The sequence below is a fragment of the Pantoea sp. S61 genome (genome assembly GCF_016625145.1).
Classification (GTDB): domain Bacteria; phylum Pseudomonadota; class Gammaproteobacteria; order Enterobacterales; family Enterobacteriaceae; genus Pantoea; species Pantoea rwandensis_B.
In genome coordinates this window covers 525,090-540,396 of sequence record NZ_JACVUO010000001.1, presented here as the reverse complement: position 1 = coordinate 540,396, position 15,307 = coordinate 525,090, and the positions used below count along the sequence as shown (strand labels likewise).

The following is a 15,307-nucleotide window of genomic DNA, read 5'->3' as shown; positions in this document are numbered from 1 at the left end:
CATGTCTGACCAGCCGATGCCTGACGATGCGACCCCGCTGCCGGACCACGAGCCGGCGCCCGGTCATGAAGACGAGGTGCCGGGCGGCGACAGAGACATTCCGCCCGACCGGGGCGCCACCCCGCTGATTTAACCGCCTCCGGGCGGTTTTTTTTGGTGCTTATATCTGCGCGCCGCTTATCGCGATACACTGTGTATATCCCCAATAAGCGGAGCGCATCTGAAAACCGAAAATGAAATACAGGAACTGATGCACGAAGCCATCGGGCTGGCCATCAGGCAGGTACTGCACAGGGGCGGTACAGTCAGCCCGCACGAACTTATCGACACGCTGTGGCGCCTGAAGGAGTCCGCTACCGATATGGCCATGCGCGAGGCCTGCAGCCGGGCCATCCGGATTTTTGCCGCCAAACTTAACTGAAATAGCCCTGTCGCGCAGGCGTTATGAAGCCTGCCCGCCGGCGTCGTCCGGCGTGTGACTGACGATAAGCTCCAGCACGCTGCGCAGCACCGCCTGTCTCTGCGCGTCACGCTCCTGCTCAAGGTCGTGAATGACGTGGATGATGAGCGTTTTGTTGGTCAGCTGTCCGCCTGAGGCCAGAATCGCCTGCATTGCCTCTTCAAGCTCCTGACTTTCAGCCGCCAGCGCGTCGCCGCTGTTCTGCAGGCGGGTGCGGATTGTGGTCACTGAGTTGGTATTTTTCATGCTGTGAAGTCCCTGCCGGAGCATCCTGAGCGGATGACGGCGGTAAAAGTGGTATTGCTGATTATTATTGTGTGGCCGGCAGCGCTGCATCTGCAGAACGTACCCGATGACAGATAAATTATAGGTTAAAAGGCGCTGGGGTGCGCTTCGTTAATGATGGCGCGCGCAGGCATTCATCTTACGAAGTCAGGTGAAGGCGGACGCTAAGCGCCCGCTCCTTGGGGTTGTGGTTATCTCATTTCATCTTCATCATCAGCCTGCAGGCGAATGGTGGCCTCGCCGCCGGCACTGTGGCTGTCAACATTAGGGAGCATCCATTCCTTATTGTCACTCCCGCGCGCACCGACGGTCCGGAAGTCGCGCAGCCAGCTGATGGCATCGCTGATGCGCCGGCTGCGGCTGCTGATTTTCTCTGCTTTAAGCATAATGTTCAGCTCTGTCAGAAGAGCATCAACGGATATTTCCTCTTCACGCACGGCAAGATTGACTGCTGCTTCACCAATAACTGCGTGACCGGTCATGTCTTCGCTGTACAACACGTTTTCACCTCGCTTAAAAATGAATGAGAATAAATTTAACCACCCAACTATTATAGCAAACGGCGAAGCGGAATTTAAATGATGTGCATAGTTATCGCCTATGGATTAATAAGGATAAATAAATTGAATCTTTTCATTTTATTATAAGTGGCTGATATTTTTTTGATATATTGATGTTGCGTCTTCCATCCTGAGAAAATATCTCTCACTCTGACCTGTACCCGGGTCAGAGCAAGTAACACGTACTGTCAGAAGCACGGTGCATGCGCTGCGCATTCGATTCCGGAAAGGCGTGCCCGCCAGCAGACTGCTTGATCCTGTTCAGGTGCAGCAAAGCCATGGCATGTCCGGAATGGTTTTTTTCCAATGAGTTCTCTGCGAATAATATCAACATGCATTCAATACCTTCGGTTATTTTCTGCGGGGGCTGGATAATGACCGAAGCGTAAAAATGCAGCCGCTTCCACACTGGCGCTGTGCTTAAATATAAATCTGTCTGTTCTCAGTGGTACTGGTCGTATCTGACACCCTGTTTATCCGATGCCGGCAGTTTCCTGAAATTCAGTTAATCTGCAGAGGTGAGTCGCAGGGGTTTATATCCACCTACCGATGTATAAAATTATTTGGCATAGAAACGGGCCGCTCTGATATGGCCCTGCTCATGGAGTTGTCTGAGCCAGTCGTCTGCCTTACTTTAACTATAAATATCTGACTTACTCTGGTTGTTCCTGAATCTCGATACGGATGATTGTTAAAGCTTGTCGCATCTTCAAGTAGCACAGTACCGTTCTGCCGCGCGGATATGAAGCTGAAGATTCTCTGCTATCGTCGGTCTCGACGGCATAACTGCAGGAATGAAAAATATATCCTCTTAACCTAAAACATGTTTCTCAACCAAAAGGCATATTCAAAAGGGCTTGTTCGTCTGATAAGAGCGAGAAGCGGACATTCGCAGTTTCTCTAAAATATATAAACACTTGTAACGCAGTCGCGTATCTATCAACAAGGTGTAGGTATCCAGTATAGCTGTTGCTGTGGATGAATCGTGACTACATTACTCAGACCGCATATACTTACGTTTCTTTTCTGAATTAATCCCAGCGCACTAATCGCTAAGAAATAAAGCTGGAATTTTAATTATTTAGATACTCAACTTTAAAAGTCAGCAGGTAATCTCATGATCTTAAGTGTTAATCATGTTGGTTTTTCAGTCAAAAATATTGAAGATTCATTATTCTTCTGGACCCATATTCTTGGAGGAGAAGTATTACGCGAAGGGAAAATGTCTGGCCCTATTATTGATGAAGTAACAGGCGCCAGGGGAGCTGATGTACGAATGGCTTTGCTTGAACTGGCTGGTATGAAAATTGAATTACTGCAATACAATAATATTGAACAGCCAGAAGCGCCTTCAGCCCCCTACATCCCGGGCTACGCGCATCTTGCGTTTATGGTCGAGAATCTTGATACGCTCCTGAGCAAAATATCGGACTATGGCTGGAAGACGCCAGGGACACCTCAGACAGTCTCGTCAGGACCCATGAAGGGAACCAGAGTTATATATGTACAAAGCCCCGACGGGCAGACGCTTGAATTGATGGAAGGTCGGCAATGAAGGACATACGTTATGACCTGTTACTTTCTTATTAAACAGTGATGTTTCGAAGTCCGCTTCTGACACTTAGCTGTCATTCATCTTAGAAATTTTTCTGGCCTCTTCGGTTTGCCGGTGTAGCGGGGGCGTCTGCCTGACTACCCGACTAGGAGAACTGGCAGCAACAGTAAATTCCGTTGAATCGCGAAGGCGTGTCTCAGGTTTGTCTGGTGGGGTCCACTGGTGTAACCGTTTGATTATAATAATTAAAAGCGCTCCACTTAAGCAAAAAATATCGCTGTCCGATAAAGTACCCTTGCTTAAATTTAAGCCATATTCCTAAACACCTGACTATTGATTGGATCTAGAATGGTCGTATTTGACAAAGGGAAGCGTTATGCCATTCAGCTGTTATCTGTTGTTAAATCGTCGTGAGATGACCAACTTAAACTGCCCTGGAATAGGGAGCTTTCCTGCATTTTCCGGTCAAGATAAGGGGCGAAATAATCCCGATATGACTGCTGTTGCTGATATCGGCCCACTTGTGCGTGGGCGCTACTATATTGTTGAGCGGCCAACAGGTGGCAGGCTGGGGCCATTTAGAGAGCGTTTTCTCAAGGAAGTTTATGGTACGGATTGATCAACATGGTTTGCACTCTATCGTGATGACGGAAAAATTGACGACATCACGTTTATAAACGGTTAAAGCGAGGCCAGTTTCGTTTGCATCCCATTGGCCCATTAGGCATCAGTGAAGGCTGTATTACGTTAGCGCATCCTGTCCAGTTCAATTATATGCGCGACAGGCTCTTACGCGATGGCCCAACCTTAAAGATTCCGGGCAGTAACCTGATGGCTTACGGAACGGTGAAGGTGTACTAATGATGAAATTTCTTTTGCTCGGCTTGTTCTTTATCGGTTGTTGTGTGGCTATTTCTAAAGGGATCGCTGTTCTAATCCCCACTACAGTGTTCTACAGCCTGGCGCATGACCTAAATATAACAGGCTCAGAATCGGTTATCGATTTTATGATGGCAGTGAACATTGCTATTTCTGTTGTACTATCTGCAATCTTAATCAGGCTCGTGATTAAAAAACGATAACATCCTGACTTAGGATGTCCGTGATTAATTACCACCTGGCGGACTTCTATAACAACGTCCCCTTGATCAAGGATAGCGTTGCATCGACCCGTTGAAGCCACACCACAAAGCTGACAATCAAGCTGGCAATTAAATCTGCGAAGAACGGATGTTCGGTAGCGGACTCATTCTACTGCCATGCTTTCATCAGTTCAGAATATCGCCTGCGAAGATAATATTGCTCTGAAAAACGGGGATGGCAATAGTCCTTTCTCAATCCCATCAACGCACTAATCCAGCCACAACTGGCTGAAATCAGGCCAGCCGAGCGTGTTGACGTCACGCCAGCCGAAGGATTTCTCACTCTTGAGTTCCAGCCAGTGATGAAAAAGAGGGAGCACCCAGCGCTGAGAGGTGAGGGCTCTGAAGAACGACTCCACACAGGCTATGCTTTCGCTGGGTTCAACATTTATCAGGTCGTTCTGAAGTTGTTGCCAGGCTGCGGTCTGTGATGACGGTAACCTTTTGAATACCGGGTCGGATGCCAGCCAGCCGACAACCGAACCGTGTTAAATCACTCTCGTTAATTCGACCAGCGTGGCATCAGCAGCGCAGCCCGCTGAATATGAATGTTTACAGCGTGCTGGCTGATTACTGGCAACTCTACGGGAAGGAGGAGGGCCAGCGTGCTTTTGCTGAATCGGCAACCTATCAGTCGATTGAGCAACAATCACCGGATAATGCCCACTCACTCATGAAGACGTTTGCTCTGGCGGCTGAACCAACGCTGCATTTATTGCGGCAAATCGCCAGCTGTTATCCTGGCTATGATGCCCGTGTGATAAAGGATGCCCAAATCCCTGTTGCGGTGGCGGGTACACAAATGGATGTAATTCATCCCCTGAGTACTGCTCAGGCAATGGCAAGGGAGTTAGCAGGAAAGGACGCTACGGTAACCTTCACTAAATCGCTGGATAAAACGCGACACAGTTCTGAGGTGACGGCGCTGTTAGTGAATAATATTGTGCGCTAACGCAACTGGCTATCCTTGCTGCCACGGCGGTTATACCCGCTGTGGCTGGCTCCTTGCTTATCTAACGCACTCTGGCACTTCACGCAGTAACGCACCCCAGGCAATGCGCTGCGACGCGCTGCGGGAATCGGCTCCCCGCACTCGTCGCAATACTCTGCACTTTCACCCTGGTTGAGGTGACTTCTGGCGCGCGCAATCGCATCATCCACGGTCGCATCAATTTGCTTTTGCACTGCACCATCTTCAGACCAGCCGCCTGCCATAACCCCTCCTGATGATCATCGACTGGTCAAAGTATAGTTCAGTAGCTATCGGGTACGATCATGCTCTCTGGCACCGGATGACGGGCATAATTTTCATGATGAATGCGGGAAGGCAGTGAAATCTGCTCGCCTTCTGCGGCTTCATACGGCACCTGTTGCAGCAGATTGAGTCGCAGTGTGCTGAACTGTAAGCCGCTGCGATTGGCGGCCATGGTGCCAGCAATCCCTGAGGAGAGCACGTGTGTGGTTGAGACCGGCAAACCAAAGGCATCCGCTGCGACAATGGTGCCCATCGCCACCATCTGCGCACTGATGCCTTGCGCGTAGTTAAGCTGGCTCTTACCAATCTTTTCACCCAACGTGGTGACAATGCGACGCCAGCCCACCATGGTGCCTGATCTCAAAGCCAGTGTTTGACCCAGGTCGGAATAAACTGCGTTGCGCTATTCAGTGCAGTCTTCAGCGCTGCAGATTTTGCTGCGTGGCAGACGGTAAAATTAGTGAGCGGTCGGCTTGCAGGCGTTTGATGGTTTCAGCTGCCAGATACATCTCACTAAGCACGGCTGGTTTTTGATCGGCAGGAATTGTCTGTAACGCGCCATATTGCTTCAGAGTGGCGCCAATGTTGCCACTGACCTGAGCTAGCGCCGCGATCACCTTGGTATCGCGTTGGTCAGTGCGCAGATAAGTCGCTAATACATCATCAGGCTGAGCAGGTGCGGGTGCGATGCTGAATTGCAGCAGTTGAGTCTGACAGCTACTTATGACGTCTTTTCAACTCATCAAACAACCATTCTTTGCTGATGGGTCCAGAACTTAACTTCTGAATCATGGCGTTATCCGCATAGTTCAGTAGCCATTCTCCCAGTTCCGCCATGCCTGCTTCATAGGAGCCGTGCACCTCAACAAACTTTTCCGACAAGATCAGTAGCTCCATGCGCAGCGCATTGCTGCGGGTCATGAACTCCAGATAGCCTTCGCGATCGGTTTCATAATCGGGGATCTTCGACAGCACAATGACCTCTTCTTCCTGAATCGTGGTGTGCCAGTGTAAACCGCTATCTCCGCTATGTGCAGAATAATCATGCTGCACAAGTGAATATTTAATTGTTGCGGTTCGCTTATTCTCTTTTCTTTCCATCCTTATTTTGCGTCATTATCGTAGGCTCACTGGCTCACTGGCTCACTGGCTCACTGGCTCACTGGCTCACTGGCTCATTGGCTAATCCATATTTTCTGCTGTCACAATTCGCAGTTCAACGCGGCCGTCCCGATACAGATCGGGTTCAAATCCCTGTTCCAGATGTCTTATCAACAGGTCAGTGGCCAGCACGGCATGCTGGCGAGCATTCTGATCCAGCGTGTAGGAGAGCGCGCCAGTTTGCAGCAGTTCTTTCGTCACATCATACACTTCGTGTGTGATGTAGCAGCAGCGGCCGAGCAACTGGTGTTGCTGCAATACAGCACTGATATCGCTGTTGTTGTCGCCAGAGTTATACAAACCGACCACATTGCTTGATTGCTGTAACGTGTGATTCAGCAGCGAACGGATTTTGTGCCGTTCATCTTCCCCCGCTAATACTTCACGCAACTGTAACCAGGGAGCACGTTGGGTGATGGCATCACGAAAACCTGAAATACGTTGGATATGTGCGCTGAAATCAAAACGCCCGCTAACCATGATCACATCCCCCTTGTGAGGCATAGTCTGGCTCATTAATAAGCCTGCGGTACGTCCTGCCTGATATTGATTTATTCCAACATGACAGAATCGATGTGAATTGGGTAAATCTGAAACCAGCGAAACCACCGGGACACCTTTATCTTTACACCAGGATAAGGCGTCATGAATAACGGGATAGTCATGCCCATAAACAATAATACCGTCGCGCAACTCACCGCTTTTTTTTATCTTTTCCGCCAGTTTTTCCGGTGGATTTTCCGTCACCAATGTACGAAATAATTTTATTTTACGATAACCCAGTCGATCGGCAATGTTGGCAAATTCATCGGCTAACTGCTGAAAAAACCAGGTGCCATTACTGCTCAGGAATACCTCAATCTGCCAGGGATGCTGTGTATCATCCGGCAGTAAACGCTGCAACCCAGCCTGACGTGCGGCACGCAAGACTTTGCGCACCGTTTCAGGACGAACGCCGCCACGCTCATTTAGTACGCGGTCAACCGTTGCGATCCCAACCCCGGCCAGTTCAGCCACTTTAATCAGGGTGAGTTTTTTCATGATGCTTCAATGCCCCAGTAAAATTCATGTCCAATATTTCAACAACGCAGAGTGCGCTTCAGGTCACAACTGGGCGTCTATTTTCGCCGTATTATGCGCAACATCTCGTGACTGGCAAGATGTTAAATGTTGCGGGACGAAACCATACTCTACATCTTCCAGCGCCGCTTATTAAAAACTTCAATGATGGGAAACCATCAACAAAAACCTTTCAAAGCGAAGGGGGAGTCATTACTCTTTGCTGTGTTGTTAATATTTAATTAATTACGTAATTTGAATGTAAAAACTTACCTCAGTATTTATCTAATAAAAGCCCACAGGGCAACGTCAGTATTTATCCAATAAACCTTATTTATATGGCTCAATGCCAGGCACAAATACGTCTGTTATTTGACCTGGTTTGCAATGTGAAAGCAGGGAAAACATGAAACGCAGAGAATTTCTCACTTCCATCACCGCATTGGGAGTGGCTTCCACGATCCCGACATTGGCACAAGCCGATGTGGTGACGGGTGGCCAGCCCTGGGAACCCGGCAAAATCCAAACGCCGCCCGCACCGCCGAGAAAAGGGGGGCTGCAATATCTCACTCAGCATGAATTTGACACGGTAGGCGCCATCGCTGAACGATTTATTCCAGCCGATGAAACCAGCCTGAGTGGCAAAGAGGCAGGGTGCGCCATTTTTATTGATCGGCAACTCGCGGGCGATTACGGCAACGCAGTGGCGATCTACCGTTTAGGCAAATTCGTCAAAGGCACCGCTGAGCAGGGGCCGCAATCTCCGCTGACGCCTGCACAACGCTATCGTCTGGGCATTGCTGCGCTGGATAAAGCCCTCCAGCAACAATATGGCAAAGACTTCCTCTCACTCAGTGGTGATCAGCAGGATCAGGTGCTGACCGCAATGGAGCAGAACAGCCTCGATCTCGGTGAGGAAGTTGAAACCAAAGTGTTCTTTGAACTGTTGCTGCAGAACGTGCGTGAGGGCTTCCTGTCTGACCCGATTTATGGCGGCAACAAAGACATGACCAGTTGGAAAATGATTGGCTTCCCTGGCGCTCGCTACGACTTCCGCGATCTGCTGCCGAAAAAAGGACAGAAGCTCAACATCATTCCTACCAGCCTGATTGATAACACCCTTTAATTTGTTTGCTGAGCAATAAACTATGAATAACGTCCGTCCAAAAGCTGATGTCGCCATCGTCGGCCTGGGGTGGTGCGGCTCTTTGATCGCCGAAGAGCTGACCCGCGCAGGTCTGAATGTCGTTGCCATTGAACGTGGCCCGTGGTTTGAAACCGCGACAGATTTTCCCCCCTCGGTCGATACCGATGAACTGCGTTGGGATACGCGCCGCAGTATGCTGCTGCCGCCCGCCGTCGAAACCACCACTTTCCGTAATAACACCACGCAAACGGCCCTGCCAACGCGCGAGTGGAACCTGAATGAACTGGGTTACAACGTGGGAGGCTCGGGCACTCACTGGGCTGGGATGGCATGGCGTTTTACGCCGTTCGATTTCGAGCCCTACAGCCAGACAGTGAAGCGTTACGGAAAACAGCAGATTGCCAAAGGGGTGATCCTGCAAGACTGGGGAGTGACTTACGACGAGCTGGAACCGTTTTACGATCGCTTTGAAAAGATCGCCGGCGTGTCAGGCAAGGCCGGTAAGCTGAACGGCGAAGTCATTGAAGGTGGCAACCCTTACGAGGGTAACCGTTCAAGCGAATACCCTTTGCCTGCACTGGAGAGTATGCGTCTGACGGATATTTTTGCCGAAGGCGCGAAGAAGATCGGCTTGAAACCCTTCATGGTTCCCGCTGGACAGGCGTCACGCGCTTACGTAAACCCACTGGGTGTGCGTATGGGGCCTTGCACCTATTGCGGTTACTGCCTCTATTACGGCTGCGGTAACTTCTCAAAATCCAGCCCTAACGCCTGTGTCATCCCAGCGTTAATGCAACGTGAGAACTTCACGGTGTTAACAGACTCCGCCGTGGTTCGCGTCAATAAAGCGGAAGACGGTAAAACCGCCACCGGCGTGACCTACCTCGATAAGAACAAGAAAGAGTGGGTACAGCCTGCAGACATCGTGATCTTGTCCGCCTTCCAGATGCAAAACGTGCGCCTGCTGCTGCTGTCCAAAATTGGCGTGCCTTACAACCCGGTGACCAAAACTGGCGTGGTAGGGCGTGCCTATAGCTTCCAGACGGTATCGGGTGCAGCGATCCACTTCAAAGATGAAAATCTGAATCAGTATATCGGTGCCGGAGCCCTCTCTTCGCAGGTGGACGACTGGAACGGCGATAACTTTGACCATACCGGTCTGGGCTTTATCGGTGGCGCAGGGATCCTGGTGGTGGCGCGTGGCGCGCGTCCTATCGGCAATGCCGATGCACTGCCACCGGGCTCGCCACGCTGGGGTAAAGATTGGAAGAAGGCTTATACCCACGCGTTCCAAAACACGACCTTTATCTTCGGCCAGGGCACCAGCTTCTCGCACGAAGATTACTATCTTGACCTCGATCCTGAGTACAAAGATGACAACGGCAATGCGTTGTTGCGTGTCACTTTTGACTACAACGACAATGACCGCCGCTCGGCGAAATTTATCGAAGAGAAGAGTGTGGAGATCGGTAAGGCCATGGGCGCTGAAATCGTCATTGGCACTAACTCTGCCTCGGGCGCTTACTCACCGTACAACTTTGCCAGCGACCACACCATTGGCGGAGCGGTCATGGGCAGCGATCCAAAAACCTCGGTGCTTAACCGCTACCAACAGTGCTGGGATGCACACAACGTGTTTGTACTGGGGGCTTCCTCTTTCCCAAACAACGCCGGTTATAACCCAACAGGCACCATTGGGGCGCTGAGTCTGTGGACGGCGAAAGCCATTATTGAACAGTACCTGAAAAACCCAGGTCCGTTGGTGAAGGTGTGAGATGAAGAAAACCAAACTGATTGCGGGCGTAGCGGTGATTGCTGCGGCTGTGGCAGCGGGCATGCTGTGGATGAACGGCGATACTTCTGCGGATGATGTTGCCAGCAACAACGTACTCACCAGCCAACCGCCAACTGCGGCAGACAGTGCCGCGATTGAACGTGGACGTTATGTGGCGATTGCCAGTGACTGCACGGCTTGTCATACCATGCCGGAAAGCAAACTGCCGCTGGCCGGGGGCTACTCGATCAGCACCCCCTTCGGCGGCATTTATGCCAGCAACATCACGCCGGATAGCGAAACCGGCATCGGTAGCTGGACGGAGCGTGATTTCTTCCGCGCAGTGCGTCACGGTAAGGGTAAAGAAGGGGAGCACCTATATCCTGCGATGCCCTACAACGCTTATGTGAAGCTGACGGATCAGGACATGCATGATCTCTGGATGTACCTGCGCTCGGTAAAGCCGATTCACTATCAGGTGCCGGAAACCAACCTGGGCTTCCCGTATAACATTCGTCTGGCGATGATGGGCTGGAACCTGCTGTTTTTCCGCAACGCAGGTTTCCAGATAGACAGCAGTAAAAGTGCTGAATGGAACCGAGGCGCTTATTTGGTGGAAGGGCCAGAACACTGTGCCGCCTGCCATACCGCGAAGAATCTGATTGGCGGTGACAGCAGTGATTATCTGCAAGGCGGCAATCTGGGTGAATGGCATGCCCCCGATATCACACCAAACCCGCACAACGGTATCGGAAGTTGGTCTGAGCAGCAGGTGGTGGATTACCTCAAGCTCGGCAGTAACCATGTGGCGGTCGCTTCAGGCCCGATGGCGGAAGCTGTGACTAACTCCACACAACACTTAACCGACGCTGATTTGCGCGCAATTGCGGTGTATCTCAAGCAAGTGCCGGCATCGACCACGACGTTGCCGCAACCGTTACCGATGGATAATGGGCAAATGAAGATGGGTGAAAATGTCTATTCAGCCAACTGCACTGCCTGCCATAACAGCGACGGCAAAGGGATCCCCAACCTTGCCGCCAGCCTGGCAAATAACCCTGGCCTGCTAGCGGATGATGCCTCTTCCATCATCACGACGGTGTTACAGGGCGGGCGCGGCGCGGTGACAGCGGGAAATCCAACCAGTGGTGCCATGCCTTCGTTTGCGTGGAAACTCTCGGACGAGCAGGTGGCCGCAGTGGCGACTTACCTGCGTAACAGTTGGGGCAATGCGGCTAAGCCGGTGACAACGGATGAAGTGGCAAAAGCACGTGCGCAATTGAAGTTACCCGCACAGATGCCTGCACGTTAAGTTAACTCACTCACCAGGGCTGCTATTTTTAAAAGAATAGCAGCCCTTTTTGTTGCCTGATGTTGAGCAGGACAGCCATTAACAACAGGGTAATTGTATCTGAGGCATGTCAAATTCAAGTTTTGTAATTAACTTAATCACGTCCGATCTTAATTTTCACTAAGGTGTACAACTTAAATTCCTGTGTACAAATATGTTGGTTAATTCGTGTTTAGTTATTTATTTTGTAATTTAAATTGATCATTAATATATAAGGAAAAAATACCGGATAAGCGAAGCGGCAAATGGCGCACGATTGATCAAGAAATGATCGATTTTTTGTAGTTAGCGACGAAAATAACCCTCCTGACGTAGCGAATTTTGCATTTAAGCGAAGCGCTAATACACGTCAGGAGAGTGTTGTGATAAAGGCTAGCGAGCGTAACCCTGTGTTGAATTAATGATAGTGTTATTTCCGGCGGCTGATCTTTCCTCCCTTCCGGCCTGCTTCAACGGCGCGGTTCGGATCGTTTTTAAAATTGCCGCCACTTACCTGACCGCCTTTGCGGCCTGCTTCAGCGGCACGCTCCTTGTCCTCGGCGAAGTTCCCTGTGCCCCCACGACGTTGCGTCTTTTTCTCTTCCTCTTCAGGATGCTTGTTAGGGTCCGTCATGCGTTCTCCTCATTATATTTGTACCAACATAAAGCAAAAATAAATGTAGCGTTGTTTTTACCATAATCAAGTCAGAATTAATCTTAAGTTTTATTATTTTGCAGACTGATTGTTTAAGGATAAGTCGATTTTTGTTTATAAGCAGATGAAACTCACATGAATGATGATTGTTAGCGCACTTTAGATGTTGAGTAAAGCGTGGCGTGCGGTTAAATATAAGCGAAGCGGTAAGGTGGTGATATTAATCATCCCTCTCAGTTTTGAGTTGAGCGGCTTGCGCCAGGGGGCTTACTTGCTACGTTTAATTAAGGTGATTGTTAGGCCGTTAATTAACGCTTCGCTTATTTCCAGATAATTTCATGAGCGAAGGTGTTGAATCGGTTAGCTTGCTAAGCAACTGCATACCATGCCCAAAGGTAGTTCATTAACAGCACATCAACCAGGAGTGAATGAATGACGAGGGAATCTGTTTATCTGGATTGGCTACGTGATGCACACGCGATGGAGAAACACGGTGAAATGTTATTAAAACAGGCGATGGAGCGTCTCGACAGTGATTCTGCAATCGGGAGTCACATCGCGCATTATCTTGCGCAATCACGCGCACAGCAGTTGCAGGTGAAAGACGTTCTGAAATGCCATGACGAGGGTTGGTCGGCATTAAAAGAGGCATTAGGTCGCCTGTCTGTGGTGGGGCAGGCCGCAAGCGATATGCTGCGTGCTGAGCAGGGCGCGCAGATGGCCGTCAGCGTCTATGTCTTTTGTAGTTATAAACTTGCCACTTATACCACGTTAATTGCTGCCGCCAGACAGGCTGGTGACAGTGAAGGCGTGGATATTTTTCAGCGCATCTTGCAACAGGAAGGGCAAATGGCGGACAGACTGCTTGCAGACTTGCCTGAAGCGGCCAATGAATCGATAGACTTGCTCGCGATAAGTGAAGCATCAAGCGTGGTATAGCGTTTTCTCTGGGTGGCCTGCTGGCTGCCCGCAGAGAAAATATTTTGCCTTATTAATGTTTGCACGTTAACAGCAATTGCATAAGCTGCATTAAAAAGCCGTTACGTTTATCCAAACCTAAGATCAACCTGCCCAAAGTCAGTTTAATAAGTAAAGCACATTGATCACTCAGGTGACTATTATTGCTAACAATTTAATATAACTGATCAAATTGTCTAATTGCGCTATTCCACAGGAAGTGAATTGTCTTTCACGAGTAAGTTATATTTAAGTAAAAGCATTAAGGTTAGTGAGCATGCTGACGATAACAGCAGGGATGCTGCCGATGAAAACGCGGAGCGTCTCCATTTCTTTGTTTTAATAACACCTGGATTTCATGACTCACTAATAAAAATCATTGAGGTTTCTAAATGGACATAGTTCAAGGATTTTCACGTAATATTAAATTGCGCAGCAAACTCATTATTTCTTCACTCATCAATATCGGTATGCTGCTTTTGGTTGCGGTACTGGGTTTAAATTCGCTGTTTATGGCACAAACCGGCGTCAACGGCATGATGAAAGATGATTACCCAACCATTGCGTTGGGCAATCAGTTGATCGATGAGATTAACACCACCATTCAGCGACAGGCTTTGCTGCTCAGCTCAATCAATGCGGAGCGCCGCAGCACCATCATGAATGAGCTTCAGGGGGCGACCGGGCAAATTACGGAGATTTATCGTCAACTGCATGCACTGGCAACAGATGACGATTCCATTGCTTATCTCAAAATCCTGGATGATAAACGCAAATCTTATTTAGAGGGCCGCAATGAATTTATGCAACTCGCGAGTCAGGACCCTAATAAAGCGCTGGATTATTATCTGACAGCATTGGCGAGTAAACAAAAGGACTACACGAGTGAAGTGCAGCGTTTTATTGCACTGCAAGAGCAGCAGATGAACGGCTCCTACACACATTTTATGGATTCCTACCACACCACTAAAATTTCAATGGTGGTGATCTTTATTGCGGCGATTATTCTTTCTGCAGTGATTGGCTGGATTATTATCCAATCCATTACTGTGCCATTAAAAAATGTGATTGCGTTTTTAGGCCGCGTTGCTGATGGCGATCTCAGTACGAATTTCTATGAAAAACGTAAAGACGAAATGGGCCAGTTAATAAACGCTATTCAGCAGATGCAGGATAAAATGTCGACCATTGTCAGTCATATTCGTATCAGCGCAGAGCAAATCTCAGGAGGTGCCAGCGAAATTATGTCGGGTACACATGATTTGGCCGCGCGCACTGAAGAACAAGCCAGTTCGGTTGAGCAAACGGCAGCATCGGTTGAAGAATTTACCGCCACCATTAGCAACACGCGCAATAACACCCACTTTGCTGCCGATCTGTCTGAAAAGGCGGAAAGCGCCGTGGGGCAGAATGCCACCATGATGAACAATGTGTCGACCAAAATGGCTGAGATCCATGATTCCGCAGGCCGCATGGCAGACATTATCAATCTGATAGATTCGATTGCTTTCCAGACCAATATCCTGGCGCTCAATGCGGCTGTTGAGGCGGCACGAGCAGGGGAGCACGGTCGCGGTTTTGCGGTCGTTGCGCAGGAAGTGCGTGCGCTGGCGCAGAAAACCGCCACCTCATCGCATGAGATTCGTCATCTGATTGAGGAGTCCTCCACGCGCATCGTTGATGGCCGTGACATGGTGGCGGATGCCAACAAACTGATGTCGGAAATGATGAACAACGTGGTGAACATGAAGGAAGTGCTGTCACAGATTAACCAGGCCAGTACCGAACAGGCCGATAGCATCAGTCAGATCAACACCGCCATCAGCCAAATCGACATCACGACACAACAAAATGCCTCGCTGGTGGAACAGTCCCTGGCTGCTTCCGCCATGCTCAGCGAGCAAGCGACAAATATGGTGAACAGCGTCAGTGTGTTTACCTTGCGTCAGAGCGCATAGCAACAAGTG

The 15,307-nt window shown here is 49.7% G+C and carries 21 protein-coding genes; 12 read left to right on the top strand and 9 right to left on the bottom strand.

Features of this window, described 5'->3' with window-relative positions; genetic code table 11:
• The first annotated feature begins 1 nt into the window (after position 1).
• Together IAE30_RS30250 and IAE30_RS02670 are read left to right on the top strand one after the other, a co-directional pair.
• The gene (locus IAE30_RS30250; protein ID WP_255253270.1) at positions 2-133 is read left to right on the top strand and encodes a hypothetical protein; all 132 of its coding nucleotides are present in this window, start codon (positions 2-4) and stop codon (positions 131-133) included.
• Between the two features lie 117 nt (positions 134-250).
• Entirely contained in the window at positions 251-421 is a 171-nt protein-coding gene (locus IAE30_RS02670; protein WP_234472660.1) for a hypothetical protein, read from the top strand.
• A gap of 21 nt (positions 422-442) precedes the next feature.
• Here IAE30_RS02670 and IAE30_RS02665 read toward each other — a convergent pair whose 3' ends face one another.
• Positions 443-706 carry a biofilm development regulator YmgB/AriR family protein gene (locus tag IAE30_RS02665; protein ID WP_200678305.1) on the bottom strand — a complete coding sequence of 88 codons (264 nt, stop codon included), beginning with the start codon at positions 704-706 and terminating at the stop codon, positions 443-445.
• Between the two features lie 230 nt (positions 707-936).
• On the bottom strand, positions 937-1,245 hold the full coding sequence (locus IAE30_RS02660) for a hypothetical protein (protein ID WP_200537480.1): 309 nt from the start codon (positions 1,243-1,245) through the stop codon (positions 937-939).
• Positions 1,246-2,422: 1,177 nt separating this feature from the next.
• On the opposite strand from IAE30_RS02660, the gene IAE30_RS02655 reads away from it, so the two are divergent.
• The 4 genes from IAE30_RS02655 to IAE30_RS02645 all read left to right on the top strand — a co-directional run bounded on the left by IAE30_RS02655 (position 2,423) and on the right by IAE30_RS02645 (position 3,942).
• Positions 2,423-2,860 carry a VOC family protein gene (locus tag IAE30_RS02655; protein WP_200537481.1) on the top strand — a complete coding sequence of 146 codons (438 nt, stop codon included), beginning with the start codon at positions 2,423-2,425 and terminating at the stop codon, positions 2,858-2,860.
• Between the two features lie 376 nt (positions 2,861-3,236).
• The gene (locus IAE30_RS30380; protein ID WP_353655814.1) at positions 3,237-3,479 is read left to right on the top strand and encodes a tlde1 domain-containing protein; all 243 of its coding nucleotides are present in this window, start codon (positions 3,237-3,239) and stop codon (positions 3,477-3,479) included.
• Between the two features lie 83 nt (positions 3,480-3,562).
• The gene (locus tag IAE30_RS30375; RefSeq protein ID WP_353655815.1) at positions 3,563-3,721 is read left to right on the top strand and encodes a tlde1 domain-containing protein; all 159 of its coding nucleotides are present in this window, start codon (positions 3,563-3,565) and stop codon (positions 3,719-3,721) included.
• On the top strand, positions 3,721-3,942 hold the full coding sequence (locus tag IAE30_RS02645; RefSeq protein WP_200678303.1) for a hypothetical protein: 222 nt from the start codon (positions 3,721-3,723) through the stop codon (positions 3,940-3,942). The genes IAE30_RS30375 and IAE30_RS02645 overlap by 1 nt, the downstream gene beginning before the upstream one ends.
• A 269-nt stretch (positions 3,943-4,211) precedes the next feature.
• Here IAE30_RS02645 and IAE30_RS02640 read toward each other — a convergent pair whose 3' ends face one another.
• Positions 4,212-4,361 (bottom strand): hypothetical protein, encoded by a 150-nt coding sequence (locus tag IAE30_RS02640; RefSeq protein WP_200537482.1) that lies wholly within the window; start codon positions 4,359-4,361, stop codon positions 4,212-4,214.
• A gap of 101 nt (positions 4,362-4,462) precedes the next feature.
• On the opposite strand from IAE30_RS02640, the gene IAE30_RS02635 reads away from it, so the two are divergent.
• Positions 4,463-4,954, top strand: coding sequence for a hypothetical protein (locus IAE30_RS02635; RefSeq protein WP_200678301.1), 492 nt, complete (start codon positions 4,463-4,465; stop codon positions 4,952-4,954).
• On the opposite strand, the gene IAE30_RS02630 is transcribed toward IAE30_RS02635, so the two are convergent.
• The 5 genes from IAE30_RS02630 to IAE30_RS02615 form a co-directional block, all read right to left on the bottom strand.
• On the bottom strand, positions 4,951-5,217 hold the full coding sequence (locus IAE30_RS02630; RefSeq protein WP_200678299.1) for a DksA/TraR family C4-type zinc finger protein: 267 nt from the start codon (positions 5,215-5,217) through the stop codon (positions 4,951-4,953). The genes IAE30_RS02635 and IAE30_RS02630 overlap by 4 nt on opposite strands.
• A gap of 38 nt (positions 5,218-5,255) precedes the next feature.
• A complete protein-coding gene (locus IAE30_RS30370; RefSeq protein ID WP_353655816.1) occupies positions 5,256-5,606 on the bottom strand; it encodes an inorganic phosphate transporter in 351 nt (116 codons plus the stop codon).
• A 70-nt stretch (positions 5,607-5,676) separates the two neighbouring features.
• Positions 5,677-5,874, bottom strand: a complete 198-nt coding sequence (locus tag IAE30_RS30365; RefSeq protein WP_353655817.1) for a hypothetical protein — start codon at positions 5,872-5,874, stop codon at positions 5,677-5,679.
• A 100-nt stretch (positions 5,875-5,974) separates the two neighbouring features.
• Positions 5,975-6,358, bottom strand: coding sequence for a hypothetical protein (locus IAE30_RS02620; RefSeq protein WP_200537484.1), 384 nt, complete (start codon positions 6,356-6,358; stop codon positions 5,975-5,977).
• An 81-nt stretch (positions 6,359-6,439) separates the two neighbouring features.
• Entirely contained in the window at positions 6,440-7,459 is a 1,020-nt protein-coding gene (locus IAE30_RS02615) for a LacI family DNA-binding transcriptional regulator (RefSeq protein WP_200537485.1), read from the bottom strand.
• A gap of 424 nt (positions 7,460-7,883) precedes the next feature.
• On the opposite strand from IAE30_RS02615, the gene IAE30_RS02610 reads away from it, so the two are divergent.
• The 3 genes from IAE30_RS02610 to IAE30_RS02600 are packed head-to-tail and all read left to right on the top strand — an operon-like array spanning position 7,884 to position 11,710.
• A complete protein-coding gene (locus IAE30_RS02610; RefSeq protein ID WP_045814523.1) occupies positions 7,884-8,603 on the top strand; it encodes a gluconate 2-dehydrogenase subunit 3 family protein in 720 nt (239 codons plus the stop codon).
• A 22-nt stretch (positions 8,604-8,625) separates the two neighbouring features.
• Positions 8,626-10,398 carry a GMC family oxidoreductase gene (locus IAE30_RS02605; protein WP_200678297.1) on the top strand — a complete coding sequence of 591 codons (1,773 nt, stop codon included), beginning with the start codon at positions 8,626-8,628 and terminating at the stop codon, positions 10,396-10,398.
• A gap of 1 nt (position 10,399) precedes the next feature.
• Positions 10,400-11,710, top strand: coding sequence for a c-type cytochrome (locus IAE30_RS02600; protein WP_200678295.1), 1,311 nt, complete (start codon positions 10,400-10,402; stop codon positions 11,708-11,710).
• Between the two features lie 448 nt (positions 11,711-12,158).
• On the opposite strand, the gene IAE30_RS02595 is transcribed toward IAE30_RS02600, so the two are convergent.
• Complete coding sequence (locus IAE30_RS02595; protein ID WP_034822638.1) at positions 12,159-12,362, bottom strand: general stress protein; 204 nt, start codon at positions 12,360-12,362, stop codon at positions 12,159-12,161.
• A 453-nt stretch (positions 12,363-12,815) separates the two neighbouring features.
• On the opposite strand from IAE30_RS02595, the gene IAE30_RS02590 reads away from it, so the two are divergent.
• Together IAE30_RS02590 and IAE30_RS02585 are read left to right on the top strand one after the other, a co-directional pair.
• Positions 12,816-13,322 carry a DUF892 family protein gene (locus IAE30_RS02590; protein WP_200678293.1) on the top strand — a complete coding sequence of 169 codons (507 nt, stop codon included), beginning with the start codon at positions 12,816-12,818 and terminating at the stop codon, positions 13,320-13,322.
• Between the two features lie 410 nt (positions 13,323-13,732).
• Positions 13,733-15,298, top strand: coding sequence for a methyl-accepting chemotaxis protein (locus IAE30_RS02585; RefSeq protein WP_200678291.1), 1,566 nt, complete (start codon positions 13,733-13,735; stop codon positions 15,296-15,298).
• Positions 15,299-15,307 lie beyond the last annotated feature (9 nt).